The organism is Bradyrhizobium sp. STM 3809 (assembly GCF_000239795.1).
Taxonomy (GTDB): Bacteria; Pseudomonadota; Alphaproteobacteria; order Rhizobiales; family Xanthobacteraceae; genus Bradyrhizobium.
Genome location: NZ_CAFJ01000777.1, coordinates 18,028 through 39,867, shown reverse-complemented (window position 1 = coordinate 39,867; position 21,840 = coordinate 18,028). Strand labels below are relative to the sequence as shown.

Below are 21,840 nucleotides of genomic sequence, written 5' to 3'. Positions count from 1 at the left end.
CGGGCCTCAGCCGAGGCCCGGCTCTCCCCGCACCCTCGGTTTGAGGGGGTGAGATCGATGCATCACTCGGACGCTGAGGGCGCCGCGAGGATCAATCAGTCATGTCTGGACAGTCAGCTCGGCAATCTCGGTGTCATCACCCGCGGGCGGGTGATCCGGTACGCCGCGGCAGTGATGATCGACCGCGCTGGCGGTGGAAGACTGGATCGTCCCTCCGCGCGGGCGATGACAGCGGGGGCGATCGTAACGGTCGGTGTGAGATGATGAGTAGGGCCGACAAACTCCGCCGTCGTCCCGGACAAGCCGTGACGCGCAAGGCGCGTCGCGGCGCTGATCCGGGACCCATACTCCGCGGCGGTTGGATGAGGCGCGCTGGGGCATCCAGCTCGTGCACCGATCCCCGCCGGTGGTTATGGATCCCGGCGTTCGCCGGGATGACACCGGAGGGGGGGCGGCCCATGCGGACTGATCGACAAAGTGCGGTTGGACGCGACCTCGCAAATCGAGCAATCCGCCACGGCAAGCCGCGCGGTGTCCCGCTCGCCGCTTACTTGAACCCGGCAAACCGGCTGTCGAAGGAGTTCGACGGCAGCACCGGCGCGGCGCCGGAGACCAGGGCAGCCTGGGTCTGCGCCGGAGCCGAGGCGGTGGTTGCCGGCGCCTCGCTGGCGGCGGGCTTGAACGGCGGCCGTGCGGCCGCCTGTTTGGTCTCAGCCGGCTTGGCGGCGACCGGCTTCTGCGCGGGCTTGCTCTCGGCGGGTTTTGCCTCGGCCGTCCTGCTCTCCGGCTTCGCGGACGCCGTGGTCTCGGCATTGCCGCCGAGGCCGACCTTGCGGGCAAGGCTCGACATGAAGCTCGGCTTCTCGGGCGCGCTGACGGCGGCGACGCGGGTCGACGGCGCCGTCATCACCGGGGCCTCCGCCGCACTGGCCGGCATGGCCGCGACCTCGTCGGCCCCTGGCGCGCGTGGCGGGTTGACGTGACCGGGGATCGTGCCCGGCACGGGCTGGAAGTTGGCGAGCGACAGTCCCGGTGCCTCGCCGGCATCGGACAGGCCGGTGGACGCGCCCGGCACGCGGTTGGCGAACACCGGATTCATGCCGCCGTCGATGCCGGTGTTGAGCTTGGCGACCGGCGTCCCCTTGGCGACCAGCCTGGCGTATTCGGCCTCATCCGCCTGCTGCTTCTCGCGCACGGCGGCGGTGATCTCGTCCGGCACGACATAGGCCGGGCACTTGGCGGCGGCGTCGAACACCGGATCACGGGTCGCGCCCGGCGGTTTCTGGGCGTTGAAGACGTATTTCTTCTCGCAGAAGTCGACCTTCGGCTCCTGCCGGGTGACCTCGAAGGCGTCATAGCCTTCCTTGATCATCCGCCAGAACGGCATGTTCGGATTGTTGCGGTGCCTGGCCATGTTCACCGGCGTCATCCGGAACGGAAACGCCTGGAACTGGAAGGCGCGCTGGCCGCCGAAGAACGACTCGCGTCCCAGCGCATAGATCTCGGCGATCTGCTCGTCGGTCATCGCGAAGCAGCCGCGCGAGGAGCAGTCGCCATGCACCATCAGCTGCGAGCCGGTGCGGCCGAGCGCCTTGTCGAAGGCATTCGGATAGCCGGTGTTGAACGACAGATAATACGCCGACTGCGGGTTCATCTGGCTCGGATTGATCGAATAGAAGCCCTCCGGCGCCTGGCGGTCGCCCTCGCGCACCTTCGGGCCGAGATCGCCCGACCAGCGGCAGATCGGATAGGTCTTGAGCAGCCCGAACTTGCCGGAGCGGTCCTGCTTCCAGACCTCGAGCTCGGCCTCCTGCTTGAACACGCGCACCAGGATCGGCGACTGCGGGTCCATGTCCTTCTCGGTCATGGCCGCGACGAGCTTCGGCGGCACCGGCTGATTGGCCTTGGCATTGGTGGCGAGCGCAACCTGATCGCTGTTGCAACCGGTCAGAAGCGCGCCGGCGGACAACGCCGCCAAGGTCAAGAGGACCCGGACAAAAGCGCGGTTGATCAAAGCAAAGCTCCCCGCAAACCCAGCATGCCGCGAACCCCACTCTCGTTTCAATCGATCGGCCGGGCTGCAGAAATCCCGGGTCGACCGCGCGTCACGCCCACGTCAAACCAATGATTAAAATTGTATCCTTTGGCCCTGGGAGCCGCAACCCGCGCCACAGCGGTGCTGCGGCGCGCTGGCCCTCGTGGTCAACAAGTTCTAAACACCAGACCCCGCCGGCACGGCCGAAATACGGCCAAACGGCTGGAAAGACTCACAAATCCGCGAGCTTCCGGGCCCGGATGGACGCCGTCCGCGGCTCAACCGAGCTTGCGGCCGATTTCCATGAACTTCTGCCGGCGCTGCTTGCGGATGGCATCCGCGTCGAGGCCCTTCAATTCGTCGAAGGCCTGGGCGATCGCCTCGCCGGTCGCCGCGATCAGCGTCGCCGGGTCGCGATGGGCGCCGCCGACCGGCTCCTTGATGACGGTGTCGACCACGCGGAAGCGCAGCATGTCCTGGGCGGTGATCTTCATGCTGTTGGCGGCTTCCTGCGCCTTGGTGCCGTCGCGCCAGAGGATCGAGGAGGCGGCTTCCGGCGAGATCACGCTGTAGATGGCGTGCTCCAGCATCAGGACCCGGTTGGCCGTGGTCAGCGCGATCGCGCCGCCAGAGCCGCCCTCGCCGGTGATGATGGCGACGTTCGGCACGCCAAGCGACAGGCAGGCATCGGTCGAGCGGGCGATGGCCTCGGCCTGGCCGCGCTCCTCAGCGCCGATGCCGGGATAGGCGCCGGCGGAATCGACCAGCGACAGCACGGGAATGCCGAAGCGCTCGGCCATCTCCATCAGCCGCACCGCCTTGCGGTAGCCCTCCGGGCGGGCCATGCCGAAATTGTGCTTGAGGCGGGACTCGGTGGTGGAGCCCTTCTCCTGGCCCATCACGCAGATCGGCTCGCCGCGGAAGCGGCCGAAGCCGCCGAGCAGAGCGGCGTCATCGCCGAACTTGCGGTCGCCGGCCAGCGGCGTGAATTCGGTGATCAGGGCGTTGACGAAGTCGGTGAAATGCGGCCGCTGCGGGTGGCGCGCGACCATCGTCTTCTGCCACGGCGTCAAATTGGCGTAGAGGTCGGCCAGCGCCTGGCCGGCCTTCTCCTCGATCCGGCTGACCTCCTCGCTGATATCGGTGCCGGCGGCGGCCATCGCCCGGAGTTCATCGACTTTGGAATCGAGCTCGGCGACGGGCTTTTCGAAATCGAGGTAGCTGCGCATGGGATCCGGCATGGAGGAGCTGAAGGAAGAGCGCTGGGAAACGATTCCGGTTCGGCCTTCGGACCCGAAGATGAAGGACTTCAGGAGCTTAAGGCTCGATCGGTGCCCGGCCTCCAGGCATCACGCCGGGATCGCGGGCAGGATGGCGCTCTTTCAGGGCAGACGGGCGCGAAGTCAAGCGGCGGGCGCGCCGCTCCAGCCGATTTGGTTGCGGGACGGTGTCCGGCCGGATCAGGTCTCGGCCAGCGGGTGCAGGTCGCGCACCAGGCTCTTGAGCCGCTCCTCGACCACATGGGTGTAGATCTGGGTGGTCGAGATGTCGGTGTGGCCGAGCAGGGTCTGGACGATGCGCAGGTCGGCGCCGTTGTGCAGCAGGTGGCTGGCGAAGGCGTGGCGCAGCACGTGCGGCGACACGAGCCGGGCCGGCAGGCCGCTCGCCACCGCAAGCTCCTTGAGGTCGCGGGCGAAGTGCTGCCTGGTCAAATGGCCGCTCTCGCCGAACGAGGGAAACAGCCATTTGCCGAACGTGGCGCTGGCCTTCTTCTCCGGCTTCTGCTTGTCGAGAACAGCCAGATAGTCCGCCATCGCCTGGCGCGAGGCCTGGTTCAGCGGCACCAGGCGCTCCTTGTTGCCCTTGCCGCGCACCACGATCATGCGGGCATCGTTGCGCGCCGCGGTTCGCGGCAGCGTCACCAGTTCGGAGACACGCAGCCCGGTCGCGTAAAGCACCTCGAGCAGACAATACAGCCGCAGCGCCCGCAGCCGCTGCGACGGCGAGGTGTCGGCGGCTTCCGAAAGCTCCTTCGCCCTCGTCAGCATGCGATCGACGTCGCCGATCGACAGCACCTTCGGCAAGGAGCGGCCGCGCTTGGGGCCCGACAGGATGGCGGCGGGATCATCGCCGCGGATGCGCTCGCTCAGCAGGAAGCGGAACAGATGCCGCATCGCCGACAGCCGCCGCGCCACGCTGGAGGATTTGAAGCCCCTCGTGTCGAGCTCGGCGAGGTAGTCGCGCAGCGCCTGGGTATCGGCCGCGGCGAAGCTGTTGCCCTTGCGGGTGAGGAACTCGGAGAGATCGGTGAGGTCGCGGCGGTAGGCATCCAGCGTGTTCTGGCCGGCGCCCTGTTCCGCGGCCATCATGTCCAGGAACAGGCTCATCAGCCGGGCGTCGGAGGCCTTGACCTTCATGTGGTGAAATCCGCTGAGACCCGGGCGATCGAATCAGGACGAGGAGCTTGCGCCGGTGCATCGAGCGGTGACGGCGAATCTGGCCGACATCGCGGCGCCCGGCTGCTTCAGACAACCGTAAAAATCTTAATCAATGCCCTGTGGCTTTTCGGTTCACCGCAGCCGCGCCGGCTACTTCTTCTGGAACTTGTCCGGCGGGATCGACACCGTCATCTCACGCGGCTTCGGATTGACGAAATTGGCCAGCGCATAGATCGCGCCATAGACCACGCCGACGATCACGGCGATCACGGTCAGGAAGCGGAACAGACTGGGCATCGGGGTCGCGCGCGCCACCAGGGAGGAACGGTTTCATCCAACATGTTCGCACCCCGCTGGCAAGCCCGGCCCCGCTACTCCATCCGACGGGCGTCATTCCGGGGCGCCGCGCGCAGCGCGGCGAGCCCGGAATCCATAGCCCCAGGAGGTGGAGCGGGACGAGATGCCCACCACCCAGCCTGCCCTCCACGGCGTCCTGCGGGTATGGATTCCGGGCTAGCGCTGCGCGCGCCCCGGAATGACGGCCGTGGTGATGCGGAACAGGATGCCTTTGAAAGCAGCAGGGGCTGGGTTAGAAGCCCGGATATGACCGACGTGACGCAACCCGCACCCAGCTCCGGCGCTCCGGAGGCCGCGATCCTCGCCGGCCTCGGCCAGCGGCTGATCGTGCTGGTCGGCATGATGGGGGTCGGCAAGTCGACGGTCGGCCGGCGGCTCGCCGCGCGGCTGCGGCTGCCCTTCGTCGACGCGGACACCGAGATCGAGACCGCGGCCGGCATGAGCATACCGGAGATCTTCGAATCGCGCGGCGAGGACTATTTCCGCAACGGCGAGGCCCGGGTGATCGCCCGCCTGCTCGAAAGCGGGCCGGCGGTGCTGGCCACCGGCGGCGGTGCTTTCATGCGCGAGGAGACCCGCCGTCGCATCCACGAGAAGGCGGTTTCGGTATGGTTGAAGGCAGATGCCGAGGTGATCATGCGCCGGGTTCGGCGCCGCGCCGACCGGCCGCTGCTGCAGACCGCCGATCCCGAAGGCACGGTGACGCGGCTCCTGAGCGAGCGCGAACCGGTCTACGAACTCGCCGACCTCAAGATCTGCTCGCGCGACGTGCCGCATGACCGGGTCGTCGAGGACTGCCTGCAGGAGCTGCAGGCGTTCCTGTCTCCGGCGATGACGCTCGCGGCCCCGACGGCCGCGCCGCAGCCCCATCCTCTCTCCTCCGATTCCGTACAGGGCGTTCCGATGACGGCACCACTGAAGTCTTCCGATCCGATCATCGTCGACGTCGCGCTCGGCGAGCGCGCCTATGACATCGTCATCGGCCGGGGCGTGCTGGCGACGCTCGGCCAGCGCATCGCCGCGCTGCGGCCGGGCGTGCGCACCGCCATCGTCACCGACCGCACTGTCGCGGAGCATTGGCTGAAGCCGACCGAAGCCATCCTGGCCGAGGCCGGCATTCCCACCTCGACCGTCGTCGTGGAGGAGGGCGAGGGCTCCAAGACCTATGCCGGCCTGGAGAAGGTCAGCGAGGCGCTGATCGCGGCCCGGATCGAGCGCAATGATCTCGTCATCGCGCTCGGCGGCGGCGTGGTCGGCGATCTCGCCGGCTTCGCGGCGGCGATCCTGCGCCGCGGCGTCGATTTCGTGCAGGTGCCGACCTCGCTGCTGGCGCAGGTCGATTCCTCGGTCGGCGGCAAGACGGGGATCAACTCGCCGCAGGGCAAGAACCTGCTCGGTGCCTTCCACCAGCCGGTGCTGGTGATCGCGGACACCGCGGTGCTCGATACTTTGTCGCCGCGCCAGTTCCGCGCCGGCTATGCCGAGGTCGCCAAATACGGACTGCTCGGCGATGCCAGCTTCTTCGCCTGGCTGGAGGCCAACCATGCCGACATCGTCAAGGGCGGTCCGGCGCGCGAGCATGCGGTGGCGACGTCCTGCCGCGCCAAGGCGGCGATCGTCGCGCGTGACGAGCGCGAGACCGGCGATCGCGCGCTGCTCAATCTCGGCCACACCTTCGGTCACGCGCTGGAGGCCGTCACCGGCTTCTCCGACCGGCTGTTCCACGGCGAGGGCGTCGCGGTCGGCATGGTGCTGGCGGCGCAGTTCTCGGCCGAGCTCGGCATGCTGCCGCCCGACGACGTCACCAGGATCGAGCGTCATCTTGCCGCGGCCGGACTGCCGACCCATCTGCAGGACATCGCCGGCTTCGCCCAGGAGGGCATCGGCGATGCCGACCGGCTTTTGGCCTTGATGGCGCAGGACAAGAAGGTCCAGCGCGGCAAGCTGACCTTCATCCTGATGGAGGCGATCGGTCGCGCGGTCATCGCCAAGGATGTCGATCCGGCGCGCGTTCGCGACTTCCTGCAGGCGAAATTGCATAGCCGCGGCTGATCCCGCGCGCTTCACGCCGCGTTGACCCGTGGCGGCGCAAGATCGGTGGCTTTCCTCGAGGGTGACATCGGCGTCATGGACTGGCTCACACTCACCATCGTCATCATCTGCCTCGGCGCCTCCGCCTTTTTCGCGCTGAGCGAGACCGCGCTCACCGGCGCCTCCCGCGCCTCGATGCTGCGGCTGTCGAAGCAGGGCAATCGCGATGCCGACGTGGTGTCGAGCCTGTTCGACATGCGCGAGCGGCTGATTGGCGCGCTGCTGCTCGGCAACAACATCGCCAATATCGGCGCCTCCGCGCTGGCGACCGGAATCTTCACCGCGTGGTTCGGCGAGGTCGGCGTGCTCTACGCCACCGGCGTGATGACGGCGCTGGTCGTGATCTTCGCCGAGGTGCTGCCGAAGACGATCGCCATCAACGCGCCGGATCGTGTGTCGCTGGCGGTGGCGCGGCCGATGCGCGCGACCGTGTTCGTGCTCGGTCCGGTGCTGGCGGTGATCGAGGCGATCGTGCGCGGGCTGATGCGGCTGATCGGCTTCAAGGTCGGCGCCAACCAGCCGATCCTGTCGCCGACCGAACGCCTGCGCGGCGCCGTCGATCTCCTGCATCACGAGGGCAAGGTCGAGAAGCAGGACCGCGACATGCTCGGCGGCCTGCTCGACCTGCGCGAACTGCAGGTGTCGGATGTGATGGTCCACCGCACCGAGATGGTGATGGTGAATGCCGACCTGCCGCAGGAGGAATTGGTGCGCGAGGTGCTGGCGACCGAATACACCCGCATCCCGTTGTGGCGCGGCACGCCGGAGAACATCATCGGCGTGCTGCATGCGAAGGATCTGTTGCGCGCGATCCGTTCGGCCGAGGGCGATGTGTCGCACATCGATGTCGCCTCGCTGGCGCTGCCGCCGTGGTTCGTTCCCGAGATGCGCTCGGTGTCGGAACAGCTGAAGGCGTTCCGCCGCCGCAAGACGCATTTCGCGCTGGTCGTCGACGAGTATGGCGAGGTCGAGGGCATCGTCACCCTCGAGGACATTCTCGAGGAAATCGTCGGCGACATTTCCGATGAGCAGGACGTGCAGGTCGCGGGTGTGCGCGTGCAGCCGGATGGATCGGTCGTCGTCGACGGCTCGGTGCCGATCCGCGATCTCAATCGCGCGATGGACTGGACCTTGCCTGACGAAGAGGCGACCACGGTCGCGGGTCTCGTGATTCACGAGGCGCGCTCGATCCCCGAGCGCGGCCAGAGCTTCACGTTCCACGGCTTCCGCTTTCGCGTGCTGCGCCGGGAGCGCAATCGCATCACTGCGCTGCGCATCGTGCCGGTGCCGCGCGGCGAGACGGAGGAGACGAGGCCGCGCCGCGCCGGCACGGCGTTCTGATTGGAGATCAGGCTTGTGGGATTGGGGCTTGTGGGATCAAGCCTCGCCCGGAGCCTTCGCATGCAGCGCGAGCGCATGCACCGAGCCGGCAAGTTCCTCGGCCAATGCGGCGTTGATCAGGCGATGGCGATCAACGCGGCTCTTGCCGGCGAAGGCCTGCGACACAATATGCACGCGGAAATGGGTCTCACCGCTCGGACGGTGTCCCATGTGGCCCGCATGCAGATGTGATTCGTCCTGCACATCGAGGCTTTCCGGAGAGAAAGCTTCGCGCAACTTTTCGATGATAGCATCCTGGGTCCGCATGGTCTCCGGAAATACGCATCAAATTATTTTTCGTCAATCGGCGGGCTCCGCCTGAGGTATTCGCAATGTCAAGACTTGAAGCTTTTCGCGTTGCGTAGTCAAAGTCCGCCATGCCGATCGATTCAAACAAATTCTTCGACTCCATCCGCATCAAGCCCAAGAAGGCGGCTTCGCGGCAGCCGGTGCGCGAGGAGGCTCAGCCCTGCCAATGGCCGGACTGCACGAACCGTGGGTCGCACCGCGCGCCCAAGGGGCGCGAGAACCAGCGCGAATATTGGCACTTCTGTCTCGATCACGTGCGCGAGTACAACCAGTCCTATAATTTCTTTTCCGGCATGAACGCCGAGGCGGTCGCGCGTTATCAGAAGGATGCGCTGACCGGACATCGCCCGACCTGGAAGATGGGCGCCAACACCGCGGGCAAGCGCGGCACCGGCAATGCCGAGAGCGATCTCGGCGATGCGTCGGATCCGTTCAGCGTGTTCGCCGAGATCAACGGCCGCGCCGGCTGGCGCCCGGGTGCGCAGTCCGCACCGAAGGCCGAGACGCGCAAGGTGTTCAACGCCGAGCGCAAGGCGCTGCAGGTGATGGGCCTCGGCCCCGACGTCACGCTGGAGGACGTCAAGGCCAAGTACAAGGCACTGGTGAAGCAGCACCATCCCGACGCCAATGGCGGCGACCGCTCCACCGAGGATCGCCTGATCGAGATCATCAAGGCCTACAACTACCTGAAGACGGTGGTGAAGGGCTGACACGCGGCAGCGTGCGACGCTGCCGCGCGTCGTATTGGAATCAGGGCTTCGGCCCGATATAGGCCGAGCTCGGCCGGATCAGCCGCCCCGTCCGCTGCTGCTCGCGGGCATGAGCGGTCCAGCCCGCGGCGCGGGCCACCGCGAAGATCGGCGTGAACGCCTGGCGCGGAATCTTCAGCGCATCGAGCAGGATGGCGGTGAAGAACTCGACATTGGTATCCAACGCCCGCTCCGGATTCTTCTGCCGCAGCGCCTGCCGGATATAAGCCTCCACCGCGCTCGCGAACGGCAGATCCGCCCCGCTCCCCGCCAGCCGCTCGATCGCGCCCTTGAGCACATCGGCGCGGGGATCCCGCACCCGGTAGATGCGATGCCCGAACCCCATCAGCCGTTCGCCCCGCGCCAACGCCGCATCCACCCACGGCTTGATGTTGTCGCGCGTGCCGATCGCATTCAGCATCTCCAAGACCGGCTCCGGCGCCCCGCCATGCAGCGGCCCGGTCAGCGCGCAGTAGCCGGCGGTGATCGAGGCGAACAGGTCGGCCTGGGTGGAGGCGACGACGCGGGCGGCGAAGGTCGAGGCATTCATGCCGTGGTCGCTGACGGTGACGAGATAGGTATCCAGCGCCGCGACCTCGCCCGCCCCTGGCGTATCGCCGCGCACCATGCGCAGCGTGTCGGCGGCGTGGCTGAGCTGCGGATCCGGCGCGATCGGCGGGACGCCGCGGGCGCGCTGGACCAGGGCTCCGGCGATGACCGGCCCGGCGCCGACGATCGTCGCTTCGTCGTCGAGGCCCGGCTCCGGCCGCAGCGCCGCGATCGCCGCCCGGTAGCCGTCGATGATCGACATTCCGCCGGTGGCGGCGAGCACCTCGGGCAGCCGCGCGAAGGCGCGCTGGCGGGCGATGGCCAGGCTGGCGCGGACATCGGCCTCGCTGAGGCTGCGCTTCGTCGCCGCGCTCCACAGCCGGGCGGTCACCCCCCCGAAGCCGCTGGCAGCGGCGAGATCAGCCACCCGGTGGCCGGCGATGATCAGCTCGCCGTGCTGGCCGTCGACATGGCTGAGCACGGTCTCAGCGGCGGGAACGCCGTCGAGGCCGATGGGAGACTTCGAAAGCTGAATGGTCATGGCGCGATCTCCTGCGTGAATGGTCACGCCGGTAAGATTCGTCCCGTCGACAGATTGATCAATCTTGATTAAGCTGATCAATATGAAAAAAGACAGCGGACTTTACCTATCGGCCCGCGAGGCCTCCGCCGAGCTCGCGATCACGCCCGCGACGCTCTACGCCTATGTCAGCCGCGGCCTGGTCCGCTCCGAGCCGTCACCGGATTCGCGCAGCAATCGCTATCGTGCCGAGGACATCCGGGCGCTCAAGGAGCGTCGCTCGCCGGCGCCGGAGCCGCGCGCCTTCCGCAGCTTCGACGCCGACTTGCCGGTGTTCGATTCGGCGGTGGCGACGATCACCGAGGCCGGTCCGATCTATCGCGGCGTGAATTGCGTCGATCTGGCAGAGCGCGGCACGCTCGAACATGCCGCGACCTTGCTGTGGGACGTCACGGCGATCGATCCGTTCGCGCCCGGGAATATGCCGCACATCTCGGAGGAGATGCGCCTCATTGCCGACGCGGCCCGGCGGGCGGCGCCGATCGACCGAACGATTGCCGTGCTGGCGTTGGCGGCGCATGCGGATCCCGCCGCGTTCAATCGCGCTCCCGACGGCCGCGCGCTGGTCGGCGCACGTATCGTCCGCCTGGTGGTCGGGACGATGCTGAACGCACCCCCTTCGACAGAGCCATTGCATGTTCAGATCGCCGGGGTCTGGGCGCCCGAGCACAAGCACGCGCCCGACCTGATCCGCCGCACCCTGGTCCTGCTCGCCGACCACGAGCTGAACGCTTCGACCTTCACCGTCCGTTGCGCCGCGTCGACCGGCCTCAGCCTCTATGACGCTGTGATCGCCGGCCTCGCCGCCCTGAAGGGGCCGCAGCACGGCGGCGCGGGCGTGCTGGCATCGCAACTGGTGAAGACGCTGATAGATCGCGACGTCGCGCCACTGATCCGCGAACGCGTCGCGCTCGGCGAGCGCTTCGCCGGCTTCGGGCATGGCGTCTACAAGCGCGGCGATCCGCGCGCGATCTCGCTGTTGGAGGCGCTGACGCGCGCCGGCGCGCCGCGAAAATTCACCCGCGAGGTGCCCGAGCGGATCGCGGAGGCGACCGGCGAGTTCGTCAATATCGACTATGCGCTCGCTGTGCTGGTGCACAGCCTGCGGCTGCCGGCCGGCAGTGAGCTGGCGCTGTTCGCGATGGCGCGCTGCGTTGGCTGGATCGCGCATGCCTGCGAGCAGCTGCAGTTCGGCCGCCTGATTCGGCCGCGCGGTCGCTACACGGGACCGATCCCCGGACGCGCCGCCAGCCTGGAAACGCTCTAGCGAGTCCCAGCCCGCGCCTATTCCGCCGAACCCGCCGCCAGTTGCGTCTCACGCCGCCTCCGCAGCAGCCGCAGCACCAGCCAGACCACGATCGTGCCGGCGACCGCCGCGATGATCCAGGTCGATTTGGCGATGTGGCTGTGATGCGGAATGCCGCCATAGCGATGCAGCAGCTGCACCGCAAACACGCCCGGCAGCACATGCGCGCAGGCCCACATCACGATGGCGGGGATATTGACGGCGTAGAATCGCGCCGGCGGAATATCGAGCGCGCCGGCCGTGATCGGCACCACGGCCCGGATAGGGGCCACGAACCGGGCGAAGAAGATCGCGAGCGTGCCGAAGCGGTGGAAGAACGCCTCGCTCTGCGCCACCAGGCGCGGATGGTTCGAAAACGGCCAGGCCGTCAGGATCTCGCGCTGCTGGCGATGACCGACCCAGAACGCGCCGCCATCGCCGATCACGGCGCCGAGGATGGCGGCCGCCAGCACCCATTGCAGCGTCAGCTCGCCGCCGGGAATGAGCGCGCTCAGCGCCAGGATGATGGTCGTGCCGGGGACCACCGAGCCCACGATCGGAACCGCCTCCAGCAGCGCCGCCAGGAACAGAGTGAGATAGGCCAGTCCCGCATGGGCGGAGACGAAGGCGATCAGGGGGTCGAGCAGATGGGCCACGCGGATCCTGCTGAGGTGACGGATAAATGACGAGCCATTCGATAAGTAGGAACCCCACCCCCGAGTGCCACGTCAGAATGCTGGGACCGGCGTTGAGGCCAAAAGGTGGCGCGATACGCAGGGCAGCCTTCCAAAAACGTCGTCCCATGCCTATCTCGATGATATAACGACGGAACTTTGATCAAGGCTTAGGCTTCTGCCCGCGCGTGCTCTCTGCTAGGCTGGCGTTCGAAGCCCTTCAACCGCAGCCAAACATGAAATCTGGTTTCGGGATTGCCCGGGACCTCGGAGGATGAATGACGACCGCCGCTACGACCAACGCGCAGGAGATGACCGGTGTGCCCGACATGAAGGTGTCGGTGCGGCAGGTGTTCGGGATCGACAGCGACCTTGAGGTGCCGGCCTTTTCCGCGACCGACCCGCACGTCCCCGAGGTCGACGCCGACTACCGTTTCGACCGTGCCACTACGCTTGCGATCCTGGCCGGCTTCGCCAAGAACCGCCGCGTGATGGTGACAGGTTACCATGGCACCGGCAAATCAACCCACATCGAGCAGGTCGCGGCGCGCCTGAACTGGCCGTGCGTGCGCGTCAACCTCGACAGCCACATCAGTCGTATCGACCTCGTCGGCAAGGACGCCATCGTGGTCAAGGACGGCAAGCAGGTCACCGAGTTCCGCGACGGCATCCTGCCCTGGGCCCTGCAGCACAACGTGGCGCTGGTGTTCGACGAATATGACGCCGGTCGGCCGGACGTGATGTTCGTGATCCAGCGCGTGCTCGAAGTCTCCGGCCGGCTGACCTTGCTCGACCAGAACAAGGTGATCAAGCCGCATCCGGCGTTCCGCCTGTTCGCGACCGCCAACACCATCGGCCTCGGCGACACCTCGGGCCTGTATCACGGCACCCAGCAGATCAACCAGGGTCAGATGGACCGCTGGTCGATCGTCACGACGCTGAACTATCTGGCGCATGACGAGGAGGTCGAGATCGTGCTGGCCAAGGCCAAGCACTATCAGAACGCGCAGGGCCGCGACACCGTCAACAAGATGGTCCGGCTCGCGGATCTCACGCGCAACGCCTTCGCCAATGGCGATCTGTCGACGGTGATGAGCCCGCGCACGGTGATCACCTGGGCGGAAAACTCCGAGATCTTCGGCGACATCGGCTTTGCGTTCCGCGTCACCTTCCTCAACAAGTGCGACGAGCTCGAGCGTCCGCTGGTCGCGGAATTCTATCAGCGCTGCTTCAATGCGGAGCTGCCGGAATCCGCCGTCAACGTCGCGCTGAGCTGATATGAGGCGTCGTCCCGGCCTTGAGCCGGGACCCATACGCCGTGACGTTTCGGTGATGGGCCGGAGTTGGCGTCGACACGATGAGATGACCGCCGGTGGCTATGGGTCCCGGCGTTCGCCGGGACGACAGGCCGCAGGGATAAGATGACCACATCCAACAGCAAACTCCGTCCCGGAACCAAGGAAGCGCCGACCGAGCCGTTCAAGCGCTCGGTGACGGGTTGTCTGCGCGCAATTGCGCGCGCGCCCGAACTCGAAGTCTCCTTCGCCGCCGAGCGGCCCGGGCTGGCGCCGGGCAAGGCGCGGCTGCCGGAGCCGGCGCGCAAGATGACCAAGCGCGACGCCGCCGTGGTGCGCGGCCATGCCGATTCGATCGCGCTGAAGCTCGCCTGTCACGATCCCAAAATTCACCGCAAGCTGATCCCCGGCAATCCGCAGGCGCGCGGTGTGTTCGAGGCGGTCGAGCAGGCCCGTGTCGAGGCGATCGGGGCCAAGCGCATGGCCGGCGTCGCCAAGAACCTCACCGCGATGCTCGACGATCACTTCCATCGCGGCAAGTATGACGAGATCACCGACCGCGCCGACGCGCCATTGTCGGACGCGCTCGCCATGATGGTGCGCGAGCGGCTGACCGGCATGGCGCCGCCGAATGCGGCGCGCAAGGTGGTCGATCTCTGGCGTCCGTTCCTGGAGGACAGGATCGGTGCGCGGCTCGACGAGCTCGGCCGCTTCACCGAGGACCAGGCCAAGTTCGGCGATCTCGTCCACGACCTGTTGTCGGCGCTCGATCTCGGCGACGAGCGCAATGCCGACTCCGAGGAGGACGAGGACAACGACGACAATCGCGATGGCGACAACGATCAGTCCGGCGCTGAAGGCTCGCCGGAGTCCGACGCCGCGCAGGAGATGAGCGCCGACCAGGCGCAGACGACATCCGACGAGATGTCGGAGAGCGCAATGGAGGCTGCGCAGGCCTCGGCCTCCGACACGCTCGACGACGGCGAACTCGGCGACGATGAGACGCCCGGCGAGGCGACACGGCCGAACCGCAGCGGCGCCAACGAGCCGCGCGGGCCCGAATATCATGCCTTCGCGCCGAAGTTCGACGAGATCATCGCCGCCGAGGATCTGTGCGATCATGACGAGCTGGAGCGACTGCGCTCCTATCTCGACAAGCAGCTCGCGCATCTCCAAGGCATCGTCGCGCGGCTCGCCAACCGGCTGCAGCGCCGGCTGATGGCGCAGCAGAACCGCGCCTGGGAGTTCGATCTCGAAGAGGGCATCCTCGATCCGGCGCGGCTGTCGCGCGTCGTCATCGATCCCTATCAGCCGCTGTCCTTCATGCGCGAGAAGGAAGCGACCTTCCGCGACACCGTCGTCACCCTGCTGCTCGACAATTCCGGCTCGATGCGCGGACGGCCGATCACGGTGGCCGCGACCTGCGCCGACATTCTCGCCCGCACGCTTGAGCGTTGCGGCGTCAAGGTCGAGATCCTCGGCTTCACGACGCGCGCCTGGAAGGGCGGGCAGTCGCGCGAGGCGTGGCTCGCGGCCGGCAAGCCGGCCAATCCCGGCCGCCTCAACGATCTTCGCCACATCATCTACAAGGCCGCCGACGCCCCGTGGCGCCGGGCGCGGAAGAATCTCGGCCTGATGATGCGCGAGGGGCTCCTGAAGGAGAACATCGACGGCGAGGCGCTCGACTGGGCGCACAAACGCCTGCTCGGCCGGCCCGAGCAGCGCAAGATTTTGATGATGATCTCGGACGGCGCGCCGGTCGACGATTCCACGCTGTCGGTCAATCCCGGCAACTATCTCGAGCGTCACCTGCGTCACATCATCGAGGAGATCGAGACCCGCTCGCCGGTCGAGCTGATCGCGATCGGCATCGGCCATGACGTGACGCGCTACTATCGGCGCGCGGTGACGATCGTCGACGCCGAGGAGCTCGGCGGCGCCATCACCGAGAAGCTCGCCGAGCTATTCACCGAGACGCACGCGGCGCCGCAGCAGCCCGCTCGCGCGCCGAAGCGCAAGCTGCACTCGTAAGCCGGTCCGTCGACCGGACGCGTCCCTCCTCCGCATCGGAGGAGACTGGGGGAGGGGGCTCCGCTGACGATGCCGCTGCAGGCGATCTCCGACCGCAGGCGCTTCCTGGCGCTGACCCTCGGCGGAGCGTCGGCCGTTGCATTCTCCAGGGGCGCCAACGCGCAGTCGGCGCCGCCACCGGTCCGCAGGCGTGCCGCCGTCGACGAGCACTCCGTCACGTCGGCGGTCAAGATCGAGGTCAGGGCCCGGCCGCTGCCCGCGTTCGACCTGCGCGACCGCACCCAACTGCGCTTCGGGATGCTGCAATATCGCAGCGGCGTGGCGCTGACGTCAGCCTATCCGGGGTTCGGCGGCCTGTCCGGCCTCCGGCTCGATGCCAAGGGCGAGCGCTTCCTGGCGATCAGCGACAAGGGGGGCTGGTTCACCGGCCGCATCGTCTATTCCGGGCGTGAGATCGCAGGCCTCGCGGATGTCGAAGCCGCGCCGCTGCTCGGTCCGGACGGCCGGCCGATCACCGATCGCGGCTGGTACGATTCCGAGTCGCTCGCGCGCGATGGTGACACCGTCTATGTCGGTCTCGAACGCGTCAATCAGTTGCTTCGGTATGACTTCGCCAAGGGCGGCACCGGCGCGCGCAGCGAGATCATTCCGCTGCCGCCGGCGGCCAGGCGGCTGCCCAACAACAAGGGGCTCGAAGCGCTGGTCGTCGTGCCGAAGGGCCTGCCGCTCGCCGGCACCGTGATCGCGATCTCCGAGCGCGGCCTCGATGCCAACGGCAATCTGCTGGCCTTCCTGATTGGCGGACCCGCCCCGGGTCAGTTCAGCATCGTCCGCAGCAACGACTTCGATGTCAGTGACGCCGTGCTGCTGCCGTCGGGCGATCTGTTGGTGCTCGAGCGGAAATTCTCGCTGTTCAACGGCGTCGGCATCCGCATCCGGCGCATCCGGCTTGCCGACATCGCCGCAGGTGCGCTGGTCGATGGTCCCCCCATCTTTGCCGCCGATCTCGGCCAGGAGATCGACAATCTCGAGGGCATCGACGCGCATGTCACGCCGGAGGGCGAAACCGTGTTGACCTTGGTATCCGACGACAATTTCTCGATGATCCAGCGCACGCTGCTGTTGCAGTTCACATTGCTGGAATGAGCCGCATCGCATTGCAGCGGCCGCGTTGACCGCGCTGCCGCCATCGCCGACACTCGCCGACCAGATCACATGATCAACATTCCAGCCTGGAACTCAGCATGAGCGCCCTGTTCACTCCGATCAAGCTGCGCGGCCTCGCGCTCGCCAACCGCATCATCGTCTCGCCGATGTGCCAATACTCGGCCGACAACGGTGCCGCCAATGACTGGCACTTCACCCATATCAACACGCTGGCGCTGTCGGGCGCGGCGATGTTCTGCATCGAGGCGACCCATGTCGAGCCGATCGGGCGCATCACGCCGGGCTGCCTCGGGCTGTGGGACGATACCACCGAAGCGGCGTTTGCACCGATCCTGGCCTCGGTCCGCAAGCACGCGAAGACCGCGATCGCGATGCAGCTCGCCCACGCCGGGCGCAAGGGCTCCAGCCACAAGCCGTGGGATGGCGGCCAGCAGATTCCGAGCGCGGACGGCGGCTGGCAGACCGTCGCGCCGTCCGCGTTGCCGCACAAGGATGGCGAGCTCGCACCCGAGGCGCTGGATGCGGCGGGCCTCGTCCGCATCCGCGACGCCTTTGCTTCCGCGGCGCAACGCGCCGCGCGCCTCGGCATCGATGCCATCGAGGTCCATGGCGCGCACGGCTATCTGCTGCACCAGTTCCTGTCGCCGATCGCCAACCGGCGCAGCGACGCCTATGGCGGTTCGCTGGAGAACCGGATGCGTTTTCCGCTCGAGGTGTTCGAGGCCGTGCGCGCGGCCTTCCCGGCAGACCGGCCGGTCGGCGTGCGCGTGTCCGCGACGGATTGGGTCGAAGGCGGCTGGGATCTGGACCAGACCATCGCTTTTGCGCAGGAACTGAAGCGCCGCAACGTCGACTGGATCGACGTTTCCTCGGGCGGCGTGTCGCCCTTGCAGAAGATCACGCTCGGGCCTGGCTATCAGGTGCCATTTGCCGCAGCGGTGAAGCAGGTAACGGGACTGCCCACCATGGCCGTCGGTCTCATTACGCAGGCGCAGCAAGCCGAGGAGATCGTGGCGTCAGGCAAGGCCGACATGGTCGCGCTCGCGCGCGGCATGCTCTACGACCCGCGCTGGGGCTGGCATGCCGCGGCCGAGCTCGGCGGGCAGGTCGCCGCACCTCCGCAATATTGGCGCTCGCAGCCGTCGACCCAGAAGGAGCTGTTCGGCAAGACCACGTTCGGTGCCCGCTGACGTGCAATTGATTGCGGCCATGTTGCGGTCCAGCGTTGCAGAAATATGAGGGGCATCATTCCGCCAGCGACACAGCGGACGATTGTCGCTGTCGGACGAAGTGCTAGACTTCGCAGACCACGTGCGGCGCTGCCGACTCGGTTGGTCGTGTTTCGTCTCGCGTGACGATGAGCGCATCACAAAGGTGCGCCGCAGTATAAACGCGAGAGGAAAGCGCCATGGAAATTGGATATTTCACGATGCCCTCGCATCCGCCGGAGTGCGGATTGAAGGAAGGGCAGGAGTGGGACCTGCAGGTCCTGCGTTGGCTCGATGAGCTCGGCTATCAGGAAGCCTGGATCGGCGAGCATCACACCGCGCCCTGGGAGCCGCATCCGGCGCCCGATCTGATCCTGGCGCAGGCGTTCCGCGAGACCAAGAACATCCGGCTCGGCCCCGGCGGTTTCCTGCTGCCCTATCACCATCCGGCCGAGCTCGCCAACCGCGTCGCGATGCTCGATCACCTCTCCGACGGCCGTCTCAACTTCGGCATCGCCGCATCGGGCCTGCCGAGCGACTGGGCGATGTTCAACGTCGACGGCATGAGCGGCCAGAACCGCGAGATGACGCGCGAGGCGCTGGAGATCATCCTGCGGCTGTGGAACGAGCCGGCGCCCTTCACGCACAAGGGCAAATACTGGACGGTGACCAAGCCCGACGTGATGTTCGACTTCCTCAAGCCGCACATCAAGCCGGTGCAGGCGCCGCATCCGCCGATCGGCGTCGCCGGCCTGTCGAAGAACTCGGACACGCTCAAGCTTGCGGGCGAGCGCGGCTTCATTCCGATGAGCCTGAACCTCAACCCGGCCTATGTGTCGTCGCACTGGGACTCGGTCGAGGCCGGCGCTGCGAAGTCCGGGCGCAAGCCGAATCGCAATGACTGGCGGCTCGTCCGCGAGGTGTTCGTCGCCGAGACCGATGAGGAAGCCTGGCGTCTGTCGACCGGCGACATGATGGGCCGGATGATGGGAGAATACTTCCTGCCGCTGCTCAGCCATTTCGGCTTCAAGGACTATCTCAAGCATTCGCCCGACGTGGCTGACAGCGACGTGACGGTGGACTATTGCGCCAAGCGCAACTGGATCATCGGCTCGCCGGCGACGGTCACCGAGAAGATCGAGAAGATCTGGCACGAGGTCGGCGGCTTCGGAACGCTGTGCGTGTTCGGCTTCGACTACAAGCACAAGCCGGAAGCCTGGCACAATTCGCTGCGCCTCCTGAAACACGAGGTGATGCCGAGATTGCGCCATCTCAATGCCGGCATGACCAAGGCCGCCTAGCATTGATGACCGGGCCGGCGCAGGCGCGCCGGTCCGGTCAGCGAGGTCATCGCCATGCGCATCCGTGTCCGGCAGTCGGCCCACGTGCTCGAACGTTCGGGACTTGCCTTGGCGGGCGCGGCCTGCGGTGTCTTCGTCGGCGCCCATGTCGGCTCCAGCGTGCCCTGGCTGACCACCCAGGGCTTCCTGGTGATGATGATGCTGTCCGGCGCGTTCGGCTTCTATCTCGGGATCGACACGCCCCAGATACCGTTCCATCCGCATGAGGAGGGGACGCCGGCCGAAAACAAGATCGATGCCGCCGAATTCCTCAGTGCGGTCGGGACGTTTCTCGCGACGCTCACGGCGTTCTTCGCCGTGGGAATCATCATCCTGCGCGAGGATCCGCACATCGTATGGACCTCTCTCATCATGGCCGGCTGGGTGATCGGGGTGGTGATGCAGATCGTCGCGGGCGCGATCGCGCGCATGCGCCGCTGACGAATTGGTCACTTTTTGAGCTGAGATTGTCGCGACTTTCATCTGTCGTCTCAGCACGGCCGCGCTGGCATCCGCCACATGAGTTCTGCTAAGCGGAACTTAGCACGCTGCCGTCGACGGCATCGACGCGAGTTCGTGCTCCTGAGGCGGTCGGGCATTGCGCAGATCGGCTGGATTCTCCGGCACGGCGGCGATCTCATGCGTCCAGAGCAAGCGCCGCATCGGAACCGCGCATGACACTCGCACGCCCGTTGGCGCGCTTGATGCATCACTGCCCGCAGATTCATTCGGGAAGCTGATCATGTGGAAGCGGGTGTTGCTGGGTGCTGTCATCGGCTGCGGATTGTCCGCGGCCCATGCGGAGGAGCCGAAGGTCGGCGGCGTCGTCAATGCGGTCATCCAGCCCGAGCCGCCGGGCCTGATGCTGGCGATGGTGCAGAACGGCCCGACCCAGATGGTGTCCGGCAACATCTTCGAAGGCCTGCTGCGCTACAGCCCGAAGCTCGAGCCGCTGCCCGGCCTCGCCGAGAGCTGGACGATCAGCCCGGATGCGAAGGTCTATACGTTCAAGCTCAAGCCCGGCGTGACCTGGCATGACGGCAAGCCGTTCACCTCCGCCGACGTGCTGTTCTCGATCGAGATGCTGAAGCAGACGCATGCGCGCGCCCGCAACAACCTCGTGATGGTCGAGAAGGTCGAGGCGCCGGACGATCTCACCGTGGTGTTCACGCTGAAGGAGCCGTTCGGTCCTTTCATCGGCATCTTCGAGGTCGGCTCGCTGCCGATGGTGCCGAAGCATCTCTACGAGGGCACCGACTACAAGACCAATCCGAACAATAACGCGCCCATCGGCACCGGCCCCTTCATGTTCAAGGAGTGGCAGAAGGGCTCGTTCATCCGCATGGTGAAAAATCCGAACTATCACGAGAAGGGCAAGCCCTATCTCGACGAGGTCTACTGGCAGATCATCCCGGACGCGGCGGCGCGCGCCGTGGCGTTCGAGACCGGCAAGGTCGACGTGCTGCCGGGCGGCTCGATCGAGAATTTCGACGTGCCGCGCGTCTCCAAGCTGCCGGGCGCCTGCGTCACCGGCGCCGGCTGGGAGTTCTTCTCGCCGTTGTCCTGGATGTGGTTGAACCTGCGCAATCCGATCCTGGCCAACAAGAAGGTGCGGCAGGCGATCATGTATGCCATCGATCGCGACTTCGCCAAGGACGTGATCTGGAACGGGCTCGGCAAGGTCGCGACCGGCCCCTCGGCCTCGACGATCAAGTTCTACACCGACGACGTGCCGAAATACGCTTACGATCCCGCCAAGGCCAAGGCGCTGCTGAAGGAGGCCGGCTACAAGGGCGAGAAGATCCGCATGCTGCCGCTCGCCTATGGCGAAACCTGGCAGCGCTGGGGCGAGGCGGTGAAGCAGAACCTCCAGGATGTCGGCATGACGATCGAGACGATCGCGACCGACGTGCCCGGCGGCAACCAGAAGATCATGGAGTGGGACTACGACATCGCCTTCACCTATCTCTATCAGTACGGCGATCCCGCGCTCGGCGTCTCCCGCAACTACATCACCTCGGCGATCGCCAAGGGGCAGCTGTTCAACAATGTCGAGGGCTATTCGAATCCGGAGGTCGACAAGCTGTTCGCCGAAGGCGCGACGGCACCGACCGATGCCAAGCGCAAGGAGGCCTACGACAAGGTGCAGAAGATCCTGGTCGAGGACGTGCCGGTGGCCTGGCTGCTGGAGCTGCAGTTCCCGACCATCACGAGGTGCAAGGTGAAGAACCTGATCACCACGGGTGTCGGCGTCAACGACGGCTTTCGCGACGCCTGGCTCGATAAATGATGGCAGGATTCGGAGCGCATCCGGGACGCCGGGATATTGAAGTATTGGGCTGTCGCGGCATG

At 66.7% G+C, this 21,840-nt stretch carries 18 protein-coding genes and 1 pseudogene; 12 read left to right on the top strand and 7 right to left on the bottom strand.

Annotated features, from left to right (window positions below):
• Positions 1–547: 547 nt before the first annotated feature.
• The 4 genes from BRAS3809_RS33005 to BRAS3809_RS32990 form a co-directional block, all read right to left on the bottom strand.
• Complete coding sequence (locus BRAS3809_RS33005) at positions 548–2,014, bottom strand: L,D-transpeptidase family protein (protein WP_008966354.1); 1,467 nt, start codon at positions 2,012–2,014, stop codon at positions 548–550.
• 299 nt (positions 2,015–2,313) lie between these two features.
• Complete coding sequence (locus tag BRAS3809_RS33000) at positions 2,314–3,276, bottom strand: acetyl-CoA carboxylase carboxyltransferase subunit alpha (RefSeq protein WP_008966353.1); 963 nt, start codon at positions 3,274–3,276, stop codon at positions 2,314–2,316.
• Positions 3,277–3,495: 219 nt separating this feature from the next.
• Entirely contained in the window at positions 3,496–4,452 is a 957-nt protein-coding gene (gene xerD, locus BRAS3809_RS32995; RefSeq protein WP_035660193.1) for a site-specific tyrosine recombinase XerD, read from the bottom strand.
• 171 nt (positions 4,453–4,623) lie between these two features.
• On the bottom strand, positions 4,624–4,770 hold the full coding sequence (locus BRAS3809_RS32990) for a hypothetical protein (protein WP_008966351.1): 147 nt from the start codon (positions 4,768–4,770) through the stop codon (positions 4,624–4,626).
• 42 nt (positions 4,771–4,812) lie between these two features.
• Between BRAS3809_RS32990 and BRAS3809_RS37555 the strand changes: the two are divergent.
• The 3 genes and pseudogenes from BRAS3809_RS37555 to BRAS3809_RS32980 all read left to right on the top strand — a co-directional run.
• A pseudogene (locus tag BRAS3809_RS37555) lies at positions 4,813–5,640 on the top strand (shikimate kinase); the annotation flags it as partial.
• A 93-nt stretch (positions 5,641–5,733) separates the two neighbouring features.
• Positions 5,734–6,882, top strand: a complete 1,149-nt coding sequence (gene aroB / locus BRAS3809_RS37550) for a 3-dehydroquinate synthase (RefSeq protein ID WP_035660200.1) — start codon at positions 5,734–5,736, stop codon at positions 6,880–6,882.
• A gap of 75 nt (positions 6,883–6,957) precedes the next feature.
• Positions 6,958–8,262, top strand: a complete 1,305-nt coding sequence (locus BRAS3809_RS32980; RefSeq protein WP_008966349.1) for an HlyC/CorC family transporter — start codon at positions 6,958–6,960, stop codon at positions 8,260–8,262.
• Between the two features lie 36 nt (positions 8,263–8,298).
• Here the strand turns inward: BRAS3809_RS32980 and BRAS3809_RS32975 are convergent, their stop codons facing one another.
• A complete protein-coding gene (locus BRAS3809_RS32975) occupies positions 8,299–8,568 on the bottom strand; it encodes a BolA family protein (RefSeq protein ID WP_035660191.1) in 270 nt (89 codons plus the stop codon).
• A gap of 110 nt (positions 8,569–8,678) precedes the next feature.
• Here BRAS3809_RS32975 and BRAS3809_RS32970 point away from each other — a divergent pair, with 110 nt between their 5' ends.
• Positions 8,679–9,320 carry a J domain-containing protein gene (locus BRAS3809_RS32970; protein ID WP_035660189.1) on the top strand — a complete coding sequence of 214 codons (642 nt, stop codon included), beginning with the start codon at positions 8,679–8,681 and terminating at the stop codon, positions 9,318–9,320.
• A 40-nt stretch (positions 9,321–9,360) separates the two neighbouring features.
• Here the strand turns inward: BRAS3809_RS32970 and BRAS3809_RS32965 are convergent, their stop codons facing one another.
• The gene (locus BRAS3809_RS32965) at positions 9,361–10,449 is read right to left on the bottom strand and encodes a citrate synthase/methylcitrate synthase (RefSeq protein WP_170323367.1); all 1,089 of its coding nucleotides are present in this window, start codon (positions 10,447–10,449) and stop codon (positions 9,361–9,363) included.
• Positions 10,450–10,531: 82 nt separating this feature from the next.
• Between BRAS3809_RS32965 and BRAS3809_RS32960 the strand changes: the two genes are divergently transcribed.
• Positions 10,532–11,755 (top strand): citrate synthase family protein, encoded by a 1,224-nt coding sequence (locus tag BRAS3809_RS32960; protein ID WP_008966345.1) that lies wholly within the window; start codon positions 10,532–10,534, stop codon positions 11,753–11,755.
• A gap of 17 nt (positions 11,756–11,772) precedes the next feature.
• On the opposite strand, the gene BRAS3809_RS32955 is transcribed toward BRAS3809_RS32960, so the two are convergent.
• The gene (locus tag BRAS3809_RS32955) at positions 11,773–12,429 is read right to left on the bottom strand and encodes a DedA family protein (protein WP_008966344.1); all 657 of its coding nucleotides are present in this window, start codon (positions 12,427–12,429) and stop codon (positions 11,773–11,775) included.
• Between the two features lie 296 nt (positions 12,430–12,725).
• Here BRAS3809_RS32955 and cobS point away from each other — a divergent pair, with 296 nt between their 5' ends.
• The 7 genes from cobS (at position 12,726) to BRAS3809_RS32920 (ending at position 21,778) form a co-directional block, all read left to right on the top strand.
• A complete protein-coding gene (gene cobS / locus BRAS3809_RS32950; protein WP_035647724.1) occupies positions 12,726–13,724 on the top strand; it encodes a cobaltochelatase subunit CobS in 999 nt (332 codons plus the stop codon).
• Positions 13,725–13,868: 144 nt separating this feature from the next.
• The gene (cobT, locus tag BRAS3809_RS32945) at positions 13,869–15,773 is read left to right on the top strand and encodes a cobaltochelatase subunit CobT (protein ID WP_008966343.1); all 1,905 of its coding nucleotides are present in this window, start codon (positions 13,869–13,871) and stop codon (positions 15,771–15,773) included.
• Positions 15,774–15,842: 69 nt separating this feature from the next.
• A complete protein-coding gene (locus BRAS3809_RS32940) occupies positions 15,843–16,919 on the top strand; it encodes an esterase-like activity of phytase family protein (RefSeq protein ID WP_008966342.1) in 1,077 nt (358 codons plus the stop codon).
• A 98-nt stretch (positions 16,920–17,017) separates the two neighbouring features.
• Positions 17,018–18,130 (top strand): NADH:flavin oxidoreductase/NADH oxidase, encoded by a 1,113-nt coding sequence (locus BRAS3809_RS32935; protein ID WP_008966341.1) that lies wholly within the window; start codon positions 17,018–17,020, stop codon positions 18,128–18,130.
• Positions 18,131–18,348: 218 nt separating this feature from the next.
• Positions 18,349–19,449, top strand: a complete 1,101-nt coding sequence (locus BRAS3809_RS32930; RefSeq protein ID WP_008966340.1) for an LLM class flavin-dependent oxidoreductase — start codon at positions 18,349–18,351, stop codon at positions 19,447–19,449.
• 54 nt (positions 19,450–19,503) lie between these two features.
• Positions 19,504–19,929, top strand: coding sequence for a hypothetical protein (locus BRAS3809_RS32925; RefSeq protein WP_008966339.1), 426 nt, complete (start codon positions 19,504–19,506; stop codon positions 19,927–19,929).
• A 301-nt stretch (positions 19,930–20,230) separates the two neighbouring features.
• Positions 20,231–21,778 (top strand): ABC transporter substrate-binding protein, encoded by a 1,548-nt coding sequence (locus BRAS3809_RS32920; RefSeq protein ID WP_035660186.1) that lies wholly within the window; start codon positions 20,231–20,233, stop codon positions 21,776–21,778.
• Positions 21,779–21,840: the final 62 nt, after the last annotated feature.